We start from the raw sequence: 20,589 nt of genomic DNA, 5'->3' as shown, positions 1-20,589 counted from the left end.
GCACTGTGGCCGTCATGCTGATCAACACCGCGACCGACCCCGCCTTCTCCTGGCAGGAGACAGCACTGTGCGCCCAGGCGGGCCCCGAGTTCTTCTTCCCGGCCCCGGGCAGCTCCACCCGTGAGGCCAAGCAGCTCTGCAACGCCTGCGAGGGGCGGCAGGCGTGCCTGGAGTACGCCCTCGACAACGACGAGCGCTTCGGCGTGTGGGGCGGCCTGTCCGAGAAGGAGCGGGAGCGGCTGCGCAGAGTTGGCCGGGAGCGGGCCTGAAACGGCTCCGCACGTGCGAGACTTCGGCCTCCACCGTTTCCGTCCACGGGCTCCGTGACCGTGGTGGAACCCGCGTCGACCTGGAGGAGAAGCCGAGTTGAGCGAGTACGACTACGTCGTCGTCGGAGCGGGTTCGGCCGGCTGCGTGCTGGCCGCGCGGCTGTCCGAGGACCCCACCGTGCGGGTCGCGCTGGTCGAGTCGGGCGGGCCCGACGGCAAGCGGGAGATCCGCGTCCCGGCCGCCTTCTCGCAGTTGTTCAGGACACCGTTCGACTGGGACTTCAGCACGGTGAGGCAGCCGGCGCTCGGCGGCCGTGAACTGTTCTGGCCGCGCGGTCACACCCTGGGCGGGTCGTCCTCGATCAACGCCATGATGTGGGTACGCGGCCACCGCGACGACTACGACGCGTGGGCCGGGGCCGCCGGGCCGGACTGGGGCCACGACGCGATCGTGCCCTACTTCCGGCGCGCCGAGCGCTGGTCCGGCCCGGCCGGCGGGCGCACGGTGTACGGCACCGAGGGCCCGCTGCACATCGCGCCGCCCCGGAGCCCGTCCCCGCTGACCGCCGACTTCGTCACCGCCTGCCGAGACGACGGCCTGACGTTCCTGCCCGAACTGAACGCGCCCGACCACAGCGGGGTCGCCCTCACCCCCGTCAACCAGCGGCGCGGGCGGCGCTGGAGCGCGGCCGACGGCTACCTGAAACCGGCCGCCCGGCGCGCCAATCTGGACGTCCTCACGCACACCCGCGTCCGCGCCCTCGTCTTCGACGGCGACCGGGCCACCGGCGTGGAGACCGAGGGCTCCGGGACGCTCACCGCCCGCCGCGAGGTGATCCTCAGCGCCGGGGCGATCGGCTCCCCGCACCTGCTGCTGCGCTCGGGCATCGGCGACCCCGGCGAACTGCGCCGCGCGGGGGTCGAGGTCCGCGCCGCGTCACCGGACGTCGGCCGCAACCTCCAGGACCACCTCTCCTTCGCGGTCACCCTGCGCTGCCCGCGCCCGGTCACCATGACGGGCGCCGACACCCCGGTGAACATCGCCCGCTACCTGCTCACCGGACGCGGACCGCTCAGCTCCAACCTGGCCGAGGCCGTCGCCTTCGTACGCAGCGGCTCCGCGCCGTCCGCCCCGGACCTGGAACTGATCTTCGCGCCCGTCCCGTTCATCGACCACGGGCTCACCCCGCCCACCGAACACGGGGTCACCATCGGCGTGGTCCTGCTCCAGCCCGAGAGCACCGGCCGGATCACCCTGGACACGGACCACCCGGACCCCCGCTCCGCGCTGCGCATCGACCCCGGCTACCTCGCCGCCGGCACCGATCTGCGGCGCATGATGGACGGCGTCCGCCACGCCGAACGGCTCTTCGCCCACCCGGCTCTCGCCCCGCACACCTCGACGCCCATGGGCCACTACCCGGGGGAGGCGGACGACGACCGCCTGGCCGAGGCGATCCGGACCGGGGCGGAAACCCTCTACCACCCCGTCGGCACCTGCCGGATGGGCGAGGACCCCGGATCGGTCACCGACCCCCGGCTCCGGGTGCGCGGCGTCCGGGGTCTGCGCGTGGTCGACGCCTCGGTCATGCCGCGCATCACCCGGGGCCACACCCACGCCCCCACCGTCGCCATCGCCGAGAAGGCGGCTGAGCTGATCAGACAGGACGCCCGGGTGTAGGGCCCCGTGCGGGGCCGGAGCGGGTCACGACGGGATGTGGAACGTCTCTCCGTACATCTTCCAGGTCAGCGGCGGTTCCAGGTCCAGGTTCCCGTCCTCCAGGAAGAGGCGCTGCGCGGTGTCGATGCGCGAGGTGTCGTGCTGCTGGTTCTTCTTCGCCTTCATCACGGCCCGCGCGGTGTCCAGGAAGCGGTCCAGGTACACCGACTCGTCACCGCCCTCCGCGACCGTGTCCGCCTCGGCCAGCGCCGCCTGCCGGATGCCGTAGAAGGAATCCGCCTCGTGCCCGGGGCCCTGGAGGACCATGGTGTCGAAGTAGATGAACTGGCCCAGCGTGCCCAGGCCGTCCAGCTTCGCCAGGCGCACCGCCGGCTCGAAGTACTGCTTGTCGCGCACCTCCTCCTGCGCCTTGCGGAACGCCGGGTCCTCGGCCGCCTTCTTCCACGCGCCGGTGAACCCCGGGTCCAGGCCCTCGTGCGACCCGGTCCCGTCGACCTCGCGCAGGGCGGGGAGGTACGGGGCGAGCGGATTGTCCGGGTGGTCCTTCGTGAACGCCTCGACGAACGCGAGCATGTCGTGCGTACCGGAGCAGAACCCGACGAGACCGGCCGCGTAACCGGTGCCGTCGCCGCTGTCCTCGATCGTCGCGTACTGCGTGCGCCAGTCCAGCGTCGAGCCCTCCGCGCTGGCCAGCAGCTCCCACGCGATCTCGCGCATCCTCGGCGCGGCGAGCCCGGCCGGCGCCCGGCCGACCCGCTCGTTCATCTCCGCGCGCTCCTCGTCGTCCGCGCCCGCGAACGGGTCCGGGTTCACCGGCCCGGTGGCGGACGCCTCGGCGGCCCTGGGGGAGTCGGTGGGCAGCCCGGCGTCGTCGCCGCCGGTGTTGAAGACGAGGGCGACGGCTATCGCCAGCGGCGCACCGATGAGAACGAAGCGGGTCACAGGTTTCACCGGCACAGCGTACGGTCCCCGCCCGCCCCCGGGCGGCACACCCCCGCACGGCAGAATCGCCCCATGACCGACGCCCTGCTGAAGGCCCTCGATCCGCTTCCGTACCCCCGGCGCATGCGCGAACTCGCCGCCCGGGTACGCGTTCTGTCCGCTTCGGGGGAATTGCGCCCCGTGCTGGACGCACTGGACGGCGGCGGCCCGTACGAGCGGGGCATCGCCGTCGTCGCGGCGGCCGTCGGCGGCGACGCGGAGTGGACCGGCGCGCACCTCGCCGACCCGGACCCCTTCGTGCAGGGCCACGCCCTGCGGGCCGCCCGGAGCCTCGGCGTCCCTGACGAAGCGTACGAACGGGCGCTGGACGACCTGCCCCGCACCGCGCGCCGCCGTCTGCTGCGGGCCGTCGTCCACGACCGGCGCACCGACCTCGCCGCCCGCCTCGTCGAACGGGTGCGCGCCGACTGGGGCGACGCCGAGGCGGCCGTGCTGCTGCCCGGCTGCCCCGCCGGCACCGTGGCCCGGCTGCTGCCCGAGCTGCTGTACGCCGTACGCGGCTGGAGCGGCCTGGGAAGCCGCCACCCCGACCCCCTCCTGGACGCCGTCGAACGGCAGCTCGCCGAACTGCCCGAGCCGCAGCGCCCGGAGTGGTGGCAGCGGTACGCACCCGGGGTCGCCGTCGCGGTCGCCGCCCGGCCCGGCCGCGTCCTCGATCTGCTCGACCGCTTCGGCCCCGCCACCCTGCCCCGGCCGCTGGCCCGCCGCCTCGGCGCCCTCGCCGCCGCCGACCCGGCCCGGACCGCCCGGCTGCTGCTGCGCCCGGAGACCCGGCCGATGCTGGAACGCGGCGCGCGCGGGGTGCCCGACGGCGTCCTGTTCCGCCTGGCCCGCACCGCGCCCGAAGAACTCGTCGTGGAGCTGGGCCGGGCGATGGCCCAGGACTCCGCCGGACTGGCCCGGCTCCTCACCGCCCTCCCGCCCGGCCGGCGCACCGCCCTGCACGCCTCGGTCACCGCCGGGCGCGGGCCGGGCGGCCCCGCCGTCGACGCGGAGCTCCTCGACGCACTGCCCCGCAGCGGCGTCGCCGACCAGGCGCGCCGCATGGCCGCCAGGGCCGCCGAACGCGGCGAGGAATGGCACACCGTGCTGCTCGCCGAGTCCTACCTCCCGGCCGCCGAGGTCTGGGACCGGCTGCTCGCCGCCACCCGCCGGCCCGCCGCCGCGGACCGGGCCCTCGTCTGGCCGCTGCTCGTCCGCAACGCCGGGCGCACCGGCGCGCCCGGGCCCGTCGCCGTACTCCTGGACGACATGGCCAGGCTCCGCAACGAACAGGACCCCGTCCGCTCGGCCGCCCTCCTCGCCCTGGCGGGCATTCCCGCCGGACTGTTCACCGAGGCCATGGAACCGGCCCTCGACCGGATCGCGGCCGACGCCGTCGAGGCCCGCGACTCCTCCCACGCCACCCGGCACGCCCTGAGCACCCTCGCCGTGCGGCTGCTGCGCGAACACGCCGTCACCGGCCACCCCGCCCCAGGCCCTGTCGCCGAATTCCCGTCTGCCGTTCGACGCCATGCACGCACTCTCGCCGCACCGGCCCCAGACCCCGGTACGTCCAGTACAGGGGTCTGGGGCCGGCACGCCGAGAGCACCCGCCTGACGCCGCCCGGCCCGCCCTCCGGGCGGACGACGGGAATTCGACGACAGGGCCTGGTCAGCTGGTCGCTGCGCACCCTGGTCCGCATCTCCGGCAACACCGGCGGCGCCGATCTCGGACGGCTCGACCGCACCCTGCGCAGGGGCCAGGAGCACGACGTGTTCGAGGCGCTGCGGCCCTGGCTGGACGCGGGCGCGGAGAAGAGCGACTACGGGCTCGCGTTCGCGCTCGTCCGGGCGCTGGGCCGCCGCGCGGCCGGGCTGCCCGAGCTCCAGGACCTGCTGTGGCAGGCGATCCGCTTCGGCTCGGTCACCACCGCCCGGACCGCCGTCCGGCTCTGGCTGGAACCGGACGCGGACCGGGGCGAACGCGTCGAACGGCTGCTCGCGCTCGACCCCTCGGCCGGCACCCTGCCCGAGGTGCTGGCGGTCCTCACCCGCACCCGCACCGACCTCCTCGACCCCTACCTCGCGACTCCGCCGCCGCACGGCCGCTTCCTCACCCCCGGCCGCCCGTGGACCGTCCACCCCGGGCCCGAGATCCGCCGCTGGGTGCCACGCCAGCACCGCGCCGCCGAACGCGCCCTGCGCCACGCGGCGCGCGACGGGAAGCTGCCGCTGCACGGGCGGGCGCGCGCCGTCGCCGCCCTGGCCCGCGTCCCCGGGACCGGCGCCGCATCGCTGGGGGAGTGGACCGGCTCCGACGACGTCGTGCTCGCCGAGGCCGCGCTCACCGCGCTCGGCCACACCGACCGCGCCCCCGAGGTGCTGCCCACGCTGCTCGCGCACACCGGGGACGACCGGGCCCGGGTCGCCGTCTTCGCGGCCGGCCGGGCCTCCCAGGACGTCCGCCCCTCCGTCCTCGCTCCGATGCTCCGCGCCCGGCTGGCCCCCGGGACCGGCAAGGTCACCAGCCGCAAGGAGGCCGTCCGGCTCGCCGTGGCCCGGCTGCCCCGGAAGACCGCCGCCCACTTGGTCACCGAGGGCTACGAGACGCCCGAGCAGCACCCGGACGTCCGGGCCGCCTGCGTGGCCGGGGCGATCGGACTGCTCGGCGACGCGCGGATGTGGCGGCTGCTCGCGGACGCCGCCGCCGGCCCCGCCGTACTGCGCACCGCCGTGCTGCGCGTGCGGCCCATGGACCTGCCAGGCGCGCACCGCACCGGCTACGCGCGCCTGGTGCGGGAGGTGTGCGGTACGGACGACGAGGAGCTGGCCGCCGCCGCCCACGCCGTGGTGGGCCGCTGGATACCGTGGGAGCCGGGCATCTGCGAGGTGCTGGCCGCCGCCACGACGGACCTGGCGCGCCGCCGCTCCTGGCGCTCGGCCGCCGACGCGCTGGCCGGTGCCGCGCCCGCCGCGTCCGGGGAGGCCGCGCGGGCGCTGATGGGCGCGCTGGGCACGCTCACGGACTCCGTGGCCATGGACGACGCGGGCAGCGACCGCGACCGGCCCGAGCGGCAGCGGGCCGTGCACCTGGTGAACCGCCTCGCCTCGGCGGCCGGGGCGCGCGCCGACGCGACCCTGCGGTCCGTCCTCGCCGCCGCCGGCGACCGGCTGGCCCGCCACCGCGACTACGTACCGCAGGCCGCCGAGCTGCTGGCCAGGGCGGTGGACCCGGAGAGCGACGCGGACGCGCTGCACGCCGCGCTGGACCGCATCGCCCTGCTGGTCACCGGCCGGCCCGTGCTCGCCGCCCGCATCGCGCTCCTGTACGCCGCGCACCACGGGGTCCCCCGGGGCGGGGACGGGGCGGCGACGCTGCTCGCGGTGGCGGGGCGCCTCGCCGAGGACGGCGGCCTCGCGCAGGGCCTGCTGGCGGTGCGGCTGGCCGCGGCCGGCGGGCGGCACACGGGGTGGACCGGGCCGTGGCGGACTCAGCTGCGGCTGCTGCGGCGCCACCCGGAGGCGGAGGTGCGCGACGCGGCCTACGCGGAGGTGACGGTCCGGGAGTGAGCGGTCCGGCGCGGACGGGACGCTCCGGGAGCGAGCGGTCTCCCGGGGCGTCCCCGCCGTGCGGTCACCCCTGGGCGCGGGCGGCCATCCGGGCCTTCCGGGCGGCCAGCTTCTCGTCGAACTTCGCCGCCTCGGAGTCCAGGCCGTGCATGTACAGGCCCAGCTCCTCCTGCGCCCTCAGGCCGTCCGGGCCCAGGCCGTCGATGTCGAGCACCTTCAGATAGCGCAGCACCGGCTGGATGACGTCGTCGTGGTGGATGCGCATGTTGTAGATCTCACCGATCGCCATCTGCGCCGCGGCCCGCTCGAAGCCGGGCATGCCGTGGCCGGGCATCCGGAAGTTCACGACGACGTCGCGCACCGACTGCATGGTCAGGTCCGGGGCCAGCTGGAACGCCGCGCCCAGCAGGTTGCGGTAGAAGACCATGTGCAGGTTCTCGTCGGTCGCGATGCGCGCCAGCATGCGGTCGCAGACCGGGTCGCCCGACTGGTGGCCGGTGTTGCGGTGCGAGACGCGGGTGGCCAGCTCCTGGAAGGCCACATAGGCGACCGAGTGGAGCATCGAGTGCCGGTTGTCGGACTCGAAGCCCTCCGCCATGTGCGCCATCCGGAACTGCTCCAGCTTGTCCGGGTCGACGGCGCGCGAGGTGAGCAGGTAGTCCCGCATCACGATGCCGTGCCGGCCCTCCTCGGCCGTCCAGCGGTGCACCCAGGTGCCCCAGGCGCCGTCGCGCCCGAAGAGCGTGGCGATCTCGTGGTGGTAGCTGGGGAGGTTGTCCTCGGTGAGGAGGTTCACCACGAGGGCGATCTTGCCGATGTCGGTGACCTTGGACTGGTCGGCCCGCCACGCCTCGCCGTCCTCGAAGACGCCGGGGAAGTTGCGTCCGTCGGAGAAGGGGACGTACTCGTGCGGCATCCAGTCCTTGGCGACCTTGAGATGCCGGTCGAGTTCCTTCTCGACCACCTCTTCCAGTGCGTACAGGAGGTGGGCATCGGTCCACGCCTGTGAACTGGCGAGGTGGGGAGAAGTAAGGGTCACGAGGGCTCCTGGGGAGGGGAGGACTACCTACGGCTTCGTAGGTTACGAGACCGTAGGTTAAAGCGGCGGTAAGGCTCTGGCCAAGCCCGAACGGGCGAGCGGCGCTCACTCTGTGTGACCGACGCGCGAAGGGGGTGTGCGCCGGGCCCGGCGCACACCCCCCGTGTTGCCGCGTCAGAGCCCGGCACGCACCTCCTCGGCCGTGGTGTCCCGCAGTTCGCCGTCGAGCAGCAGCCAGCGGGTGATGCCCAGCGATTCCAGGAACGGCACGTCGTGACTGGCCACGACGAGCGCCCCCTGGTACGCCGCCAGCGCCTCGGTCAGCCGCGCCACGCTCGCCATGTCCAGGTTGTTCGTCGGCTCGTCCAGCATCAGCAGCCGGGGCGCCGGCTCGGCCAGCAGCAGCGCGGCCAGCGCCGCCCGGAACCGCTCACCGCCCGACAGCGTCCCCGCCGCCCGGTCCGCCCGCGCACCCCGGAAGAGGAAATGGGCGAGCCGCGCCCTGATGTGGTTGTTGGTGGCGTCCGGGGCGAACCGCGCCACGTTCTCCACCACGCTCAGCCCGTCGTCGAGCACGTCGAGCCGCTGGGGCAGGAAGCGCAGCGGGACCTCGGCCACCGCGTCCCCGGACACCGGGGCCAGCTCTCCGGCGAGCGTACGGAGCAGCGTGGTCTTGCCCGCCCCGTTGCGCCCCACCAGCGCGATGCGCTCCGGACCGCGCACCTCGTACCGCCCCCGCACCCGTGCCCCGTACGCGAGTTCCAGATCGCGCAGGACCAGCACGCCCAGGCCCGGATGGACCCGGGTGTGCGGCAGCTCGACCCGGATCTCGTCGTCGTCGCGGACCAGCTCGACGGCGTCGTCCAGGCGCTCCTTCGCCTCGGCCAGCCGCTCCGCGTGCATGATCCGGTGCTTGCCCGCGGACTCCTGGGCGGCCCGCTTGCGCGCCCCCATGACGATTTTGGGCTCGCGCTTCTGCTCGTACATCTTCTGGCCGTACCGCTTGCGCCGGGCCAGTTTGACCTGGGCCTCGGCCAGTTCGCGCTTCTGCCGCTTCATGTCGGCCTCGGCGACGCGCACCATGCGCTCGGCCGCCTCCTGCTCGACCGCCAGCGCCTCCTCGTACGCGGAGAGGTTGCCGCCGTACCAGGTGACGGCCGAGTCGCGCAGGTCGGCGATCTGGTCGACCCGGTCCAGGAGTTCCCGGTCGTGGCTGACGACGACCAGCACCCCGTGCCAGGCGTCGACCGCCGCGTACAGCCGCTGCCTGGCGTACACGTCCAGGTTGTTGGTCGGCTCGTCGAGCAGCAGCACGTCGGGCCGGGCCAGCAGCAGCGCGGCCAGCCGCAGCAGCACGCACTCACCGCCCGACACCTCGCCGATCGTGCGGTCGAGCCCGATGCGGCCGAGGCCCAGTCCGTCGAGGGTGGCCAGCGCCCGCTCCTCGACGTCCCAGTCGTCGCCCACGGCGGCGAAGTGCTCCTCGCCCACGTCACCGGACTCGATGGCGTGCAGCGCCGCGCGGACCGCGTCGATCCCGAGCGCGGCGTCGACGCGCAACTCCGTGTCCAGGACCAGGTTCTGCGGCAGGTAGCCCACGTCGCCGGAGACGCTGATCCGGCCTTCGGTGGGTTCGAGTTCCCCGGCGAGCAGCCGGAGCAGGGTCGACTTCCCGGCCCCGTTGAGGCCGATGAGCCCCGTGCGGCCGGGGCCCACGGAGAGATCGAGGCCGTCCAGGGCCCGGCCGCCGTCGGGCCAGACCAGGGAGAGGGCGGAACAGGTGATGTGGGCTGTGGGGGTAGACATGAGGAATCTCCCGGTTGCGAGGAAGGACAGGGCAACGGGACGAGACACCGGCCACTGGCGTTCGACGCGTTCCGGCGGAGATTCCGGGATCGCGGAGGGAAGGCCCTGGTCGCGGAGGACGGCTCGGAGAGAGCTGAGGTCGCACTCGGGCGCGCGGACACGGCACAGGCCGGTCATGGCACGCGACACGGTGTCTCGGGACCTCAGACCTTCAACGGCCTGCTCCAATCGGCGACGACAAGGACACCGGGAACGTTACGCGGGGCCCGGGGAGGGAGCAATCGAATTAACGGCCCCCGCGCGAGCGGGGCGCGGACTCAGCGGGGACCGAACAGATCGGTCAGATTCCGGTCCAGGTCCAGGAACCGGTGCTCGTGGCCGCAGGGCACCAACTCCTCGGCCCGCCGCAGGAACCGCCGCAGGTCCGCGGTGCGCACGTGCACCATCGCGATCCCCTCGGCGGCGTGGAACTCCAGCACCGTACGGTCGTAGCCGAACGGCCTGACCCGTACGTCCCCGAGCCCGGACGGGACCTCCATCCCGGCGGCGAGCAGGTCCCGGGAGAACTGCCAGGAGACCTCCGTCCCTTCCAGCGTCGCCGGCGCCGGGAACGCCATGCGCACGGCGAAGGGGTCCGACCGGTCGTAGCTCAGGACGGCGGGCAGCGTCTCCATCTGCGGCGCGGACGCCACCATGCGGGCCTGTACGGACTGTTCGATGACCGTGGACACGAACCTGCTCCCTCTCGCGACCGGACGAACGGTTCCCGGCACCCGTAGAGACGACGGAAGCCGCCGATCCGTGCACCGGGAGACGGCGTGAGCTGCATCACCGCACACCGCTGCCTGTTCACGTGCCCCGTTCCGGCCGGAGCACCCCGGCCGGCCGCGATTCAGAGCTGCTGGCGGTACGGGGAGAGCGCGTCCGCGGTCTTGGTCGCGATGAACTCGGTGATCCGGTACGCGCAGACGCCCTCGGCCACGAACGGGTCGGTCGCCGCCAGCCGTTCGATCGCCGCCCGGTCGTCCCCGACCGCGAGTATCACGCCGCCGTCCCGGGGCTTCTTGCGACCGGAGGCGATGAACACGCCCGCCTCGTACTGCCGGTCGAGCCAGACGACGTGCGCGTTCAGCACGGCGTCGACGCGGTCCAGCGGGGCGGTGTAGGACAGCTCAAGTACGAACATGGGTTCAGGTTACCGGCCGGTGCGGCCCGTAGTGTGGGCGCCATCATGACTGCGCTTCAGATGCCTTCCGACGCTGCCGGGGCCCGTGCCCTCCAGGACGCCCTGCGCGGGCGGGTGGTCCTCGACGAGCCGGGTCCGCCGCCGGGGACCGGCCGGGCGACCGGCGTCGACGTCGCCTACGACGACGAGCGCGATGTCGTGGCCGCGGCGGCGGTCGTGCTCGACGCCGCGACGCTGGAGGTGGTGGCGGAGGCGACCGCGGTCGGCCGGGTCAGCTTCCCGTACGTCCCGGGGCTGCTGGCCTTCCGCGAGATCCCGACCGTCCTGGCCGCCCTGGAGAAGCTGACCGCCGACCCCGGGCTCGTCGTCTGCGACGGGTACGGCAGGGCCCACCCCCGCCGCTTCGGCCTGGCGAGCCACCTCGGGGTCCTCACCGGGCTCCCGGTCATCGGCGTCGCCAAGAACCCGTTCACCTTCACCTACGAGCCGCCCGGCCCGGAACGCGGGGACCAGTCGCCGCTGCTGGACGGGGCGGAGGAGGTCGGCCGGGCCCTGCGCACCCGGGCCGGCACCAAGCCGGTCTACGTCTCGGTCGGGCACCGCACCGGCCTGGACAACGCGGTCGCGCACACCCTCGCGCTCGCCCGGGACTTCCGGCAGCCGGAGACGACGCGCAGGGCGGACGCCCTGTGCCGCAGGGCCCTGCGCGAGGCCGTGGGCTGACGGCGCTCAGCGCACCGCCGCCACCCGGAACCGCAGCCCGGCCGCGAGCAGCCGGTCCAGCAGCGCGTCGCCCATCGCGGCGGCCGTCGTGACCTGCCCCGAGGTGGCCGGCAGCTCGTCCAGCGCCAGGCACAGCGCCGACTCCGCGAGCATCTTCGCCGTCTCGTCGTACCCCGGATCGCCGCCCGACACCTCCGTGAACACCCGCCGCCCGCCGCCCTCGCCGACGAACCGCACGGTGAACCAGCTGCGCCGCCTGCGCTCCACGTCCGGGCCCGCGCCGGGCTCGTACCGTCCCATCAGCCAGGCCCGCGCGGCCGGCACCTGGGCGGCGCCGAGCAGCGCGCCGAGCGCCGCCGTACCGCCGAGCGCCACCGGGAGGTGCTTCACCGAGGCGTAGTGGCGGTAGCGGAAGTCGGGGCCGTAGCGCGGCAGCGCCCTCGCCGAGCGGGCGATGATCCCCGCGTCGAGCGTCGGCAGCGGAAGCGCCCAGGTGCCGGTCTCCGGGCTGAAGCGCGGGCGGCCGAGCGGGGCGTGGACGCGGCGGCCGGCCGGCCGGGGTTCGTGCAGCCGCCGCTCCTTCGCCGCCCGCGCCGTCTGCGCGGCCCGGCCCATCGCGGTGAGCGCCGAGGCGAACGTACCGCCGGAGAATACGGCGTTGCTGCGGACGAAGCCGTCGATGCGCAGCGGCACGTCCCGCGGCAGCTGCCGGACCGTGAAGTAGGCCCCGAGGTCGTGCGGCACCGAGTCGAAGCCGCAGGCGTGCACGATGCGGGCGCCGGTCTCGCGGGCCCGGGTGTCGTGCGCCACGTACATCCGGTCCACGAACTCCGGCTCGCCCGTCAGGTCCGTGTAGTCCGTCCCCGCCTCCGCGCAGGCGGCGACCAGCCGCTCGCCGTACCAGACGTAGGGGCCGACGGTGGTGGCCACCACGTGCGCGGACTCCGCCAGCGCGCGCAGCGAACCGGCGTCGGCCGCGTCCGCCTCCAGCAGGGGCAGCTCCGCGCAGCGCGGAGCGAGGGCGGTCAGCCGGGTGCGCAGCTTCTCCAGCTTGGCGCGGTCGCGCCCGGCGAGGGCCCAGCGGCAGCCGTCGGGGGCGTGCCGGGCCAGGTACTCGGCGGTGAGCGCGCCCACGAAGCCGGTGGCGCCGAAGAGGACCACGTCATAGGGGCGGGCGGACCCGTTCTGCCTGTTCACGAAAGCCTCCACGGAGGACGGCGCCGGACGGAGCGAGCAGAGGTTAGCGCGGTCACCGTGGCGGTGTGCGGGCGGGAGGGGGTCATGGGGGAGTATCCATGGGTATCCGCGAAAAAGAACTAAGCGCTTGCTCGGCCCAGGGGGTTGTGCGGAGCGCGGCGCGTTCTTAGCATCATCGATGTTACATCAGTTGTGTCATACCGCTGGGGGCTCGATGGCGACGACAGGGAACGGCCCGCGCGGCCCGCTCGGCGGCCTGCGGGTGGTGGAGCTCGCCGGCATCGGCCCCGGCCCGTTCGCCGCGATGCTCCTGGCCGATCTGGGCGCCGACGTGGTGCGCGTCGACCGCCCCGGCGGCGCCGGACTCGGCATCGACCCGGCCCGCGACCTCACCAACCGCAACAAGCGCTCCGTGCTCGTCGACCTCAAGGCCCCGGACGGCCCGGACACCGTCCTCGACCTCGTCGAGCGCGCCGACGTCCTCATCGAGGGGTACCGGCCGGGCGTCGCGGAACGCCTCGGCGTGGGCCCCGGAGCCTGCCTGGCCCGCAACCCGAAACTGGTCTACGGGCGGATGACCGGCTGGGGCCAGGACGGGCCGCTCGCCGAGCGCGCCGGGCACGACATCGCGTACATCGCGCTCACCGGCACCCTCTCCATGATCGGCCGGCCGGAGGAGCCGCCCACCGTCCCCGCCAACCTGCTCGGCGACTACGCGGGCGGCTCGCTCTACCTCGTCGTCGGCATCCTCGCCGCCCTCCAGCACGCCCGTACCCCCGACGGCACCGGACAGGTGGTCGACGCGGCGATCGTGGACGGCGCCGCCCACCTCGCCACGATGATCCACGGCATGCTCGCGGCCGGCGGCTGGCAGGACCGGCGCGGCGCCAACCTGCTGGACGGCGGCTGCCCGTTCTACGGCTCGTACGAGACCGCCGACGGGCAGTACATGGCGGTGGGCCCGCTGGAGCAGCGGTTCTACGACGAGTTCGTCGAGCTCCTCGGCATCGCGGACACCGCCCCCGACCGGAACGACCTGGCCCGCTGGGAGGAGCTGCGCGGCGCCGTCGCGGACCGGTTCCGCACCCGCACCCGCGCCGAGTGGACCGAGGTCTTCGACGGGTCGGACGCCTGCGTCGCCCCCGTCCTCTCGCTCCGCGAGGCCCCGCACCACCCCCACCTGGCCGCCCGCGCCACCTTCGTGGAGCACGGCGGACTCACCCAGCCCGCGCCCGCGCCCCGCTTCTCTGCCACGCCCACGTCCGTGCGCACCGCCCCGGCCCTGCCGGGCGCGGACACCGAAGCCGTCGCCGCCGACTGGGACGTGCCCGGCCTGCGGACCACCCGGAAGGACACCCCCTGATGCAGCGGCAGATCTTCACCGAAGAGCACGACGCGTTCCGCGAGACCGTGCGCACCTTCCTCGCCAAGGAGGTCCTTCCGCACTACGAGCAGTGGGAGAAGGACGGCATCGTCTCCCGCGAGGCATGGCGCGCCGCGGGCCGGCAGGGGCTCCTCGGCCTCGCGGTGCCCGAGGAGTACGGGGGCGGCGGCAACCCCGACTTCCGTTACAGCGCGGTCCTGGCCGAGGAGTTCACCCGGGCCGGCACGCCCGGCATCGCGCTCGGGCTGCACAACGACATCATCGGCCCGTACCTCACCGGCCTCGCCACCGACGAGCAGAAGCGGCGCTGGCTGCCCGGCTTCTGCAGCGGCGAGACCATCACCGCCATCGCCATGACCGAACCCGGCGCCGGCTCCGACCTCCAGGGCATCCGCACCACCGCCGAGGACAAGGGCGACCACTGGCTGCTCAACGGTTCCAAGACCTTCATCTCCAACGGCATCCTGGCCGACCTGGTGGTCGTCGTCGCGAAGACCACCCCGGAGGGCGGCGCCAAGGGCCTCTCGCTGATCGTGGTCGAGCGCGGCGCGGAGGGCTTCGAGCGGGGCCGCAACCTCGACAAGATCGGCCAGAAGTCCCAGGACACCGCCGAGCTGTTCTTCAACGACGTGCGCGTCCCCAAGGAGAACCTGCTCGGTGAGCGCGACGGCGCCTTCATCCACCTGATGACCAACCTCGCCCAGGAACGCATGGGCATAGCCGTCGCCGGGATCGCCGCCGCCGAACACCTCCTGGAGATCACCACCGCGTACGTCAAGGAGCGCGAGGCGTTCGGCCGGCCGCTCGCCAAGCTCCAGCACATCCGCTTCGAGATCGCGGAGATGGCCACCGAGTGCGCCGTCACCCGGGCCTTCCTCGACCGGTGCATCGTGGACCACTCCGACGGAACCCTCGACGCCGTGCACGCCTCGATGGCGAAATGGTGGGCGACCGAACTGCAGAAGCGCGTCGCCGACCGCTGCCTCCAACTGCACGGCGGCTACGGCTACATGGCGGAGTACCCGGTGGCCCGGGCGTTCACCGACGGCCGCATCCAGACCATCTACGGCGGCACGACCGAGATCATGAAGGAGATCATCGGCCGCTCGCTGCTCGCCTGACCCGACTCCCGGACCGCCCTCGCGCCACCACCCTCGAAAGGCAGCTGTCTTGAGTACCGAAGCATTCGTCTACGACGCGATCCGCACCCCGCGCGGCCGCGGCAAGGCCAACGGCGCCCTGCACGGCACCAAGCCCATCGACCTCGTCGTCGGTCTCATCCACGAGATCCGCGACCGCTTCCCCGGCCTGGACCCGGCCGCGGTCGACGACATCGTCCTCGGTGTGGTCAGCCCGCTCGGCGACCAGGGCTCCGACATCGCCCGGATCGCCGCCATCGCGGCCGGCCTGCCCGACACCGTCGCCGGCGTCCAGGAGAACCGCTTCTGCGCCTCGGGTCTGGAAGCCGTCAACCTGGCTGCCGCCAAGGTGCGTTCGGGCTGGGAGGACCTGATCCTGGCGGGCGGCGTCGAGTCGATGTCCCGCGTGCCGATGGGCTCCGACGGCGGCGCCTGGGCGATGGACCCGATGACCAACTTCGAGACCGGCTTCGCCCCGCAGGGCATCGGGGCCGACCTCATCGCCACCATCGAGGGCTTCTCCCGCCGCGACGTGGACGAGTACGCCGCGCTCTCCCAGGAGCGGGCCGCCGAGGCGTGGAAGGAGAACCGCTTCGCTCGGTCCGTCGTCCCCGTGAAGGACCGCAACGGCCTCGTCGTCCTGGACCACGACGAGCACATGCGCCCCGGCACCACCGCCGACTCCCTCGCCGCGCTCAAGCCGTCCTTCGCGACGATCGGCGAGATGGGCGGCTTCGACGCCGTGGCGCTCCAGAAGTACCACTGGGTCGAGAAGATCGACCACGTCCACCACGCGGGCAACTCCTCCGGAATCGTGGACGGCGCCTCCCTGGTGGCCATCGGCAACCAGGAGATCGGCGAGCGCTACGGCCTCACCCCGCGCGCCCGTATCGTCTCCGCCGCCGTCTCCGGCTCCGAGCCGACCATCATGCTCACCGGACCCGCCCCCGCCACCCGCAAGGCTCTCGCCAAGGCCGGGCTCACCATCGACGACATCGACCTCATCGAGATCAACGAGGCCTTCGCCGGGGTCGTCCTGCGGTTCGTCCGGGACATGGGCGTCTCCCTCGACAAGGTCAACGTCAACGGCGGCGCCATCGCGCTCGGCCACCCGCTGGGCGCCACCGGCGCCATGATCCTCGGCACCCTCGTCGACGAGCTGGAGCGGCAGGACAAGCGCTACGGCCTCGCCACCCTGTGCGTGGGCGGCGGCATGGGCATCGCCACCGTCATCGAGCGTCTCTGACCGTCCCCCCTTCCTACGGAGAAGACACACCCATGACCGAGAGCACGACCATCCGCTGGGAACAGGACGAGACCGGCGTCGTCACCCTCGTACTGGACGACCCCAACCAGTCCGCCAACACGATGAACCAGGCGTTCAAGGACTCCATCGCGGCCGTCGCCGACCGCGCCGAGGCCGAGAAGGACTCCATCCGGGGCATCATCTACACCTCCGCCAAGAAGACCTTCTTCGCCGGCGGCGACCTCAAGGAAATGATCAGGATCGGTCCGGAGGACGCGCAGCTCGCGTTCGACACCGGCACCGCCATCAAGAACTCGCTGCGCCGCATCGAGACCCTCGGCAAGCCCGTCGTCGCCGCCCTCAACGGCGCGGCCCTGGGCGGCGGGTACGAGATCGCGCTGGCCGCCCACCACCGCATCGCCCTCGACGCGCCCGGCTCCCGCATCGGCCTGCCCGAGGTCACCCTCGGCCTGCTCCCCGCGGGCGGCGGCGTCACCCGCACCGTACGCCTCATGGGCATCGCGGACGCCCTCCTCAAGGTCCTCCTCCAGGGCACCCAGTACACCCCGCGCCGCGCGCAGGAGAACGGCCTCGTCCACGAGGTCGCCGCCACGCCCGAGGAGATGCTGGACAAGGCCCGCGCCTTCATCGACGCCCACCCCGAGTCCCAGCAGCCCTGGGACGTCAAGGGCTACAAGATCCCCGGCGGCACCCCGTCGCACCCGAAGTTCGCCGCGAACCTGCCGGCGTTCCCGTCGAACCTGAAGAAGCAGATCGCGGGCGCGCCCATGCCGGCGCCGCGCAACATCCTCGCCGCGGCCGTCGAGGGCTCCCAGGTCGACTTCGAGACCGCGCTGACCATCGAGGCCCGGTACTTCACCGAGCTGGTCACCGGCCAGGTCTCCAAGAACATGATCCAGGCGTTCTTCTTCGACCTCCAGGCCGTCAACTCCGGTGCCAGCCGCCCCAAGGGCATCGAGGAGCGCCAGGTCCGCAAGGTCGCCGTCCTCGGCGCCGGCATGATGGGCGCGGGCATCGCGTACTCCTGCGCCAAGGCCGGGATCGAGGTCGTCCTGAAGGACGTCTCCGCCGAGGCCGCCGCCAAGGGCAAGGCGTACAGCGAGAAGCTGCTCGACAAGGCGCTGTCCCGGGGCCGTACGACCGAGGCGAAGCGCGACGAGCTGCTGGCCCGGATCACCCCGACCGGTGACGTCGCCGACCTCGCGGGCTGCGACGCGGTGATCGAGGCCGTCTTCGAGGACACCGCCCTCAAGCACAAGGTGTTCCAGGAGATCCTGGACGTCGTCGAGCCCGACGCGCTGCTCTGCTCCAACACCTCCACCCTGCCGATCACCGTGCTGGCCGAAGGCGTCTCGCGCCCCGCCGACTTCATCGGGCTGCACTTCTTCTCGCCGGTCGACAAGATGCCGCTGGTCGAGATCATCAAGGGCGAGAAGACCGGTGACGAGGCGCTGGCCCGCGCGTTCGACCTGGTCCGCCGGATCAGGAAGACCCCGATCGTCGTCAACGACTCGCGCGGCTTCTTCACCTCGCGCGTCATCGGCCAGTTCATCAACGAGGGCGTCGCCATGGTCGGCGAGGGCGTCGAGCCCGCCTCCGTCGAGCAGGCCGCCGCGCAGGCCGGCTACCCGGCCAAGGTGCTCTCCCTGATGGACGAGCTGACCCTCACCCTGCCGCGCAAGATCCGCAACGAGACCCGCAAGGCCGTCGAGGAGGCGGGCGGCACCTGGCCCGGCCACCCGGCGGACGAGGTGATCGACCGGATGGTGGACGAGTTCGGCCGCCCCGGCCGCAGCGGCGGCGCGGGCTTCTACGAGTACGACGAGACGGGCCGGCGCACCCGCCTGTGGCCGGGCCTGCGCGAGCACTTCGCGAAGCCGGACAGCGCGGTCCCGTTCACCGACATGCAGGAGCGGATGCTCTTCTCCGAGGCGCTGGACAGCGTCCGCTGCCTGGAGGAGAACGTCCTGATCACCGTCGCGGACGCCAACATCGGCTCCATCATGGGCATCGGCTTCCCGCCGTGGACCGGCGGCGTGCTCCAGTACATCAACGGTTACGAGGGCGGCCTGCCCGGCTTCGTGGCCCGCGCCCGGGAACTCGCCGAGCGCTACGGGGACCGCTTCCTGCCGCCCGCGCTGCTGGTGGAGAAGGCGGAGAAGGGCGAGACCTTCCACGACTGACCCGGCGCGCCGGGTGCCGTACCGCCGTTCCCGGCCGGTACGGCACCCGATGCGTTCACTCGGCGGTGAACGCCGCCCGCAGCTCCTCCTTCAGCGACCGCTGGAACGCGGTCACCAGCGCCTGGAGCACCATCGGCTGCATGTGCGCGGACAGCGACTTCATCGCCTTGACGTGCTCGGGGTCCGCCTCCCGCTCCCGGTACGGGTTCCACACCTCGTCCCGGAAGAGCCGGGTCAGCTCCTGCGCGGCGGACCGGGTGTGCTCCAACAGCACCGTACGGGCGGCGAGGATCGTCTCGTGCGCGATCGGCACGTCGAGCAGTTCCACGCCGAGCCGCAGCAGCCCGGGGTCCAGCCGGAAGACCCCGTCCTCGGGCGCCGACCGCTCCAGCACCCCCATCGCCGCCAGCCGGTCGAGGTCCTGGTCCCCGAGCGGCCGCCCGGCCCGCCGCTCCAGCTCCGCCCGCGAGGCGTCCTCCGCCGAGTCCGGCGCCCAGGACGCGACGAGCGCCCGGTGGATGGCCAGATCGTGGGCGCTCAGATCGGGCGGCAGCTGCTCCAGGTAGCGTTCGATCGCGGCGAGCGTCATGCCCTGGTGCTGTAGCTCCTCGATGAGCGCCAGCCGCGACAGGTGGTCGTGCCCGTAGTGCCCGACCCGGCGCGGTCCGATCACCGGGGGCGGCAGCAGGCCCCGGGTGCTGTAGAACCGCACCGTCCGCACGGTCACCCCGGCGCGAGCCGCCAGCTCGTCGACGGTGAGCCTCGGCTCCTCGGCCTCGGTCGCCATGTCCGCTCCTCGTATCTGGTGCTGCGCCCCACTCGGTGCAACAGTATTGCTGTCTCACCAGCGATGTGAAAGTGGCAGCGGGGCCCTGTCGGTGCCGCCCTCTAACCTGAACACATGTCCGAGATCAGGTACGTACGGGGTGACGCGACCGCTCCCGGGGGCAAGGGCGTCAAGGTGATCGTGCACGTCTGCAACGATCTCGGCGGCTGGGGCAAGGGCTTCGTCCTGGCCCTCTCCCGCCGCTGGCCCGAGCCCGAGGCCGCGTACCGCCGATGGCACCGCGAGCGCGCGCGGAACGACTTCGGCCTCGGCGCGGTGCAGTTCGTCCAGGTCGCACCGTCCACCTGGGTGGCGAACCTGGTGGGCCAGCGCGGCATGCGCCGGGGCAGCAAGGGCGTGCCGGTGCGCTACGAGGCCATCGACACGGGGCTCGCCGCCGTCGCCGGCCGGGCGCGGGAGCTCGGTGCCTCCGTGCACATGCCCCGGATCGGCTGCGGCCTCGCGGGCGGTACCTGGTCCCGGATCGAACCGCTCATAGCAGCCCGGCTGACGGACCGGGGCCTGTCCGTGACCGTGTACGACTTCGACTGAGCGCCGGATCTCCTGCGCCCGGCTGGCCCCGTCCCTCGGCACGGGCCGGTGCATCGCCCGGCTCGGCACCAGCGCCGCGCTGGCCGCGCTGGTACGGCGGTACGGAACGTGTCACTCTGTTCCGGCTCCCGCGGTGGCGGTGAGCCGGCGGACCGGGGAGGGCACATGGCGGGGCGCGGCAGGGAAGAGGCGGGGGCCGGGGCGTCCGTCGACGCGCTGGGGGAGCAGATCCTCGACGCGGCGCGTGAGCAGTTCATGACCTTCGGGCTGCGCCGCTCCACCGTGGACGACGTCGCCAGGCGCGCCGGTGTCTCACGGGTGACCGTGTACCGGCGGATCGGCAACAAGGACAGCCTGGTGTCGGCGTGCCTGCTCCGTGAGTACCGCAGGTTCGTGGAGGAGGTGGACGAGGCCGTCGCCGCGTTGCCCACCCCCGAGGACCGGCTGGTGGAGGGCTTCGCCGCCGTGCTGCGGCACATCCGCGAACACCCCCTCATCGGCGGGCTGCTGCGGCTCGAACCGGAGACCATGCTGCCGTTCCTCACCGTGGAGAGCGGCCCCGCCTTCCTCGCGATCCGGGGCTATCTGGCGGGCAGGCTGCGCGAGGTCAGGCGGCTGGAGGGCGGCCCGGAGACCGACCCGACCCCCGTGGCCGAGCTCATGGTGCGGATCACCGTCTCCTTCCTCCTCAACCCGGTCAGCTGCTTCGAGCTGGACGACGACACCCAGGTCCGCGAGTTCGCCCGCCGCTGCCTGGTCCCCCTGCTCGCCGCCTGAGGCGCG

17 protein-coding genes are annotated in these 20,589 nt (G+C 73.4%); 10 read left to right on the top strand and 7 right to left on the bottom strand.

The annotated features are described in order from the left end of the window. The first annotated feature begins 14 nt into the window (after positions 1–14). Complete coding sequence (locus ACFUJY_RS27610; protein ID WP_018100193.1) at positions 15–269, top strand: WhiB family transcriptional regulator; 255 nt, start codon at positions 15–17, stop codon at positions 267–269. Positions 270–366: 97 nt separating this feature from the next. Further along, positions 367–1,950 (top strand): GMC family oxidoreductase, encoded by a 1,584-nt coding sequence (locus ACFUJY_RS27605; RefSeq protein ID WP_383304614.1) that lies wholly within the window; start codon positions 367–369, stop codon positions 1,948–1,950. A gap of 24 nt (positions 1,951–1,974) precedes the next feature. Here the strand turns inward: ACFUJY_RS27605 and ACFUJY_RS27600 are convergent, their stop codons facing one another. Next, on the bottom strand, positions 1,975–2,892 hold the full coding sequence (locus ACFUJY_RS27600) for a chitosanase (RefSeq protein WP_383304701.1): 918 nt from the start codon (positions 2,890–2,892) through the stop codon (positions 1,975–1,977). A gap of 72 nt (positions 2,893–2,964) precedes the next feature. Between ACFUJY_RS27600 and ACFUJY_RS27595 the strand changes: the two genes are divergently transcribed. Continuing rightward, positions 2,965–6,504: a hypothetical protein gene (locus tag ACFUJY_RS27595; RefSeq protein ID WP_383304612.1), complete on the top strand. Its 3,540-nt coding sequence runs from the start codon at positions 2,965–2,967 to the stop codon at positions 6,502–6,504. A 64-nt stretch (positions 6,505–6,568) separates the two neighbouring features. On the opposite strand, the gene ACFUJY_RS27590 is transcribed toward ACFUJY_RS27595, so the two are convergent. The 4 genes from ACFUJY_RS27590 to ACFUJY_RS27575 form a co-directional block, all read right to left on the bottom strand. Further along, entirely contained in the window at positions 6,569–7,543 is a 975-nt protein-coding gene (locus ACFUJY_RS27590; RefSeq protein WP_383304610.1) for an acyl-ACP desaturase, read from the bottom strand. 174 nt (positions 7,544–7,717) lie between these two features. Further along, complete coding sequence (locus tag ACFUJY_RS27585; protein WP_383304608.1) at positions 7,718–9,349, bottom strand: ABC-F family ATP-binding cassette domain-containing protein; 1,632 nt, start codon at positions 9,347–9,349, stop codon at positions 7,718–7,720. A gap of 317 nt (positions 9,350–9,666) precedes the next feature. Next, complete coding sequence (locus ACFUJY_RS27580; RefSeq protein WP_383304606.1) at positions 9,667–10,080, bottom strand: SsgA family sporulation/cell division regulator; 414 nt, start codon at positions 10,078–10,080, stop codon at positions 9,667–9,669. Between the two features lie 161 nt (positions 10,081–10,241). After that, positions 10,242–10,535: a YciI family protein gene (locus ACFUJY_RS27575; RefSeq protein WP_383304604.1), complete on the bottom strand. Its 294-nt coding sequence runs from the start codon at positions 10,533–10,535 to the stop codon at positions 10,242–10,244. A gap of 60 nt (positions 10,536–10,595) precedes the next feature. On the opposite strand from ACFUJY_RS27575, the gene ACFUJY_RS27570 reads away from it, so the two are divergent. Beyond that, positions 10,596–11,258, top strand: coding sequence for an endonuclease V (locus ACFUJY_RS27570; protein WP_383304602.1), 663 nt, complete (start codon positions 10,596–10,598; stop codon positions 11,256–11,258). A 6-nt stretch (positions 11,259–11,264) separates the two neighbouring features. On the opposite strand, the gene ACFUJY_RS27565 is transcribed toward ACFUJY_RS27570, so the two are convergent. Next, positions 11,265–12,455 (bottom strand): saccharopine dehydrogenase family protein, encoded by a 1,191-nt coding sequence (locus ACFUJY_RS27565; protein ID WP_383304600.1) that lies wholly within the window; start codon positions 12,453–12,455, stop codon positions 11,265–11,267. A gap of 214 nt (positions 12,456–12,669) precedes the next feature. On the opposite strand from ACFUJY_RS27565, the gene ACFUJY_RS27560 reads away from it, so the two are divergent. The 4 genes from ACFUJY_RS27560 to ACFUJY_RS27545 are packed head-to-tail and all read left to right on the top strand — an operon-like array spanning position 12,670 to position 18,428. After that, entirely contained in the window at positions 12,670–13,818 is a 1,149-nt protein-coding gene (locus ACFUJY_RS27560) for a CaiB/BaiF CoA transferase family protein (RefSeq protein WP_383304598.1), read from the top strand. Next, complete coding sequence (locus ACFUJY_RS27555; protein WP_383304596.1) at positions 13,818–14,960, top strand: acyl-CoA dehydrogenase family protein; 1,143 nt, start codon at positions 13,818–13,820, stop codon at positions 14,958–14,960. The genes ACFUJY_RS27560 and ACFUJY_RS27555 overlap by 1 nt, the downstream gene beginning before the upstream one ends. A gap of 49 nt (positions 14,961–15,009) precedes the next feature. Beyond that, positions 15,010–16,224 carry an acetyl-CoA C-acetyltransferase gene (locus tag ACFUJY_RS27550; RefSeq protein ID WP_383304594.1) on the top strand — a complete coding sequence of 405 codons (1,215 nt, stop codon included), beginning with the start codon at positions 15,010–15,012 and terminating at the stop codon, positions 16,222–16,224. 32 nt (positions 16,225–16,256) lie between these two features. Continuing rightward, positions 16,257–18,428: a 3-hydroxyacyl-CoA dehydrogenase NAD-binding domain-containing protein gene (locus tag ACFUJY_RS27545; protein WP_383304592.1), complete on the top strand. Its 2,172-nt coding sequence runs from the start codon at positions 16,257–16,259 to the stop codon at positions 18,426–18,428. A gap of 55 nt (positions 18,429–18,483) precedes the next feature. Here ACFUJY_RS27545 and ACFUJY_RS27540 read toward each other — a convergent pair whose 3' ends face one another. After that, positions 18,484–19,215 carry a MerR family transcriptional regulator gene (locus ACFUJY_RS27540; protein ID WP_383304590.1) on the bottom strand — a complete coding sequence of 244 codons (732 nt, stop codon included), beginning with the start codon at positions 19,213–19,215 and terminating at the stop codon, positions 18,484–18,486. A 114-nt stretch (positions 19,216–19,329) separates the two neighbouring features. Here ACFUJY_RS27540 and ACFUJY_RS27535 point away from each other — a divergent pair, with 114 nt between their 5' ends. Continuing rightward, a complete protein-coding gene (locus tag ACFUJY_RS27535) occupies positions 19,330–19,806 on the top strand; it encodes a macro domain-containing protein (protein WP_383304588.1) in 477 nt (158 codons plus the stop codon). A 165-nt stretch (positions 19,807–19,971) separates the two neighbouring features. Then, complete coding sequence (locus tag ACFUJY_RS27530) at positions 19,972–20,583, top strand: TetR/AcrR family transcriptional regulator (protein ID WP_383304586.1); 612 nt, start codon at positions 19,972–19,974, stop codon at positions 20,581–20,583. The last annotated feature ends 6 nt before the right edge of the window (positions 20,584–20,589 follow it).

Origin of the sequence: Streptomyces sp. NPDC057249, from assembly GCF_042669245.1 — a bacterium.
Lineage (GTDB): Bacteria > Actinomycetota > Actinomycetes > Streptomycetales > Streptomycetaceae > Streptomyces.
The sequence above is the reverse complement of the archived record's forward strand: the minus strand, read 5'-3'. Positions and strand labels throughout refer to the sequence as shown.

Bases quoted from the DNA above. Each gene is read 5' to 3' on its own strand.
- ACFUJY_RS27535 (WP_383304588.1), top strand. From the start codon at position 19,330: ATGTCCGAGATCAGGTACGTACGGGGTGACGCGACCGCTCCCGGGGGC.
- ACFUJY_RS27530 (WP_383304586.1), top strand. From the start codon at position 19,972: ATGGCGGGGCGCGGCAGGGAAGAGGCGGGGGCCGGGGCGTCCGTCGAC.
- ACFUJY_RS27555 (WP_383304596.1), top strand. From the start codon at position 13,818: ATGCAGCGGCAGATCTTCACCGAAGAGCACGACGCGTTCCGCGAGACC.
- ACFUJY_RS27585 (WP_383304608.1), bottom strand. From the start codon at position 9,349: ATGTCTACCCCCACAGCCCACATCACCTGTTCCGCCCTCTCCCTGGTC.
- ACFUJY_RS27540 (WP_383304590.1), bottom strand. From the start codon at position 19,215: ATGGCGACCGAGGCCGAGGAGCCGAGGCTCACCGTCGACGAGCTGGCG.
- ACFUJY_RS27610 (WP_018100193.1), top strand. From the start codon at position 15: ATGCTGATCAACACCGCGACCGACCCCGCCTTCTCCTGGCAGGAGACA.
- ACFUJY_RS27545 (WP_383304592.1), top strand. From the start codon at position 16,257: ATGACCGAGAGCACGACCATCCGCTGGGAACAGGACGAGACCGGCGTC.
- ACFUJY_RS27595 (WP_383304612.1), top strand. From the start codon at position 2,965: ATGACCGACGCCCTGCTGAAGGCCCTCGATCCGCTTCCGTACCCCCGG.
- ACFUJY_RS27570 (WP_383304602.1), top strand. From the start codon at position 10,596: ATGCCTTCCGACGCTGCCGGGGCCCGTGCCCTCCAGGACGCCCTGCGC.
- ACFUJY_RS27560 (WP_383304598.1), top strand. From the start codon at position 12,670: ATGGCGACGACAGGGAACGGCCCGCGCGGCCCGCTCGGCGGCCTGCGG.
- ACFUJY_RS27575 (WP_383304604.1), bottom strand. From the start codon at position 10,535: ATGTTCGTACTTGAGCTGTCCTACACCGCCCCGCTGGACCGCGTCGAC.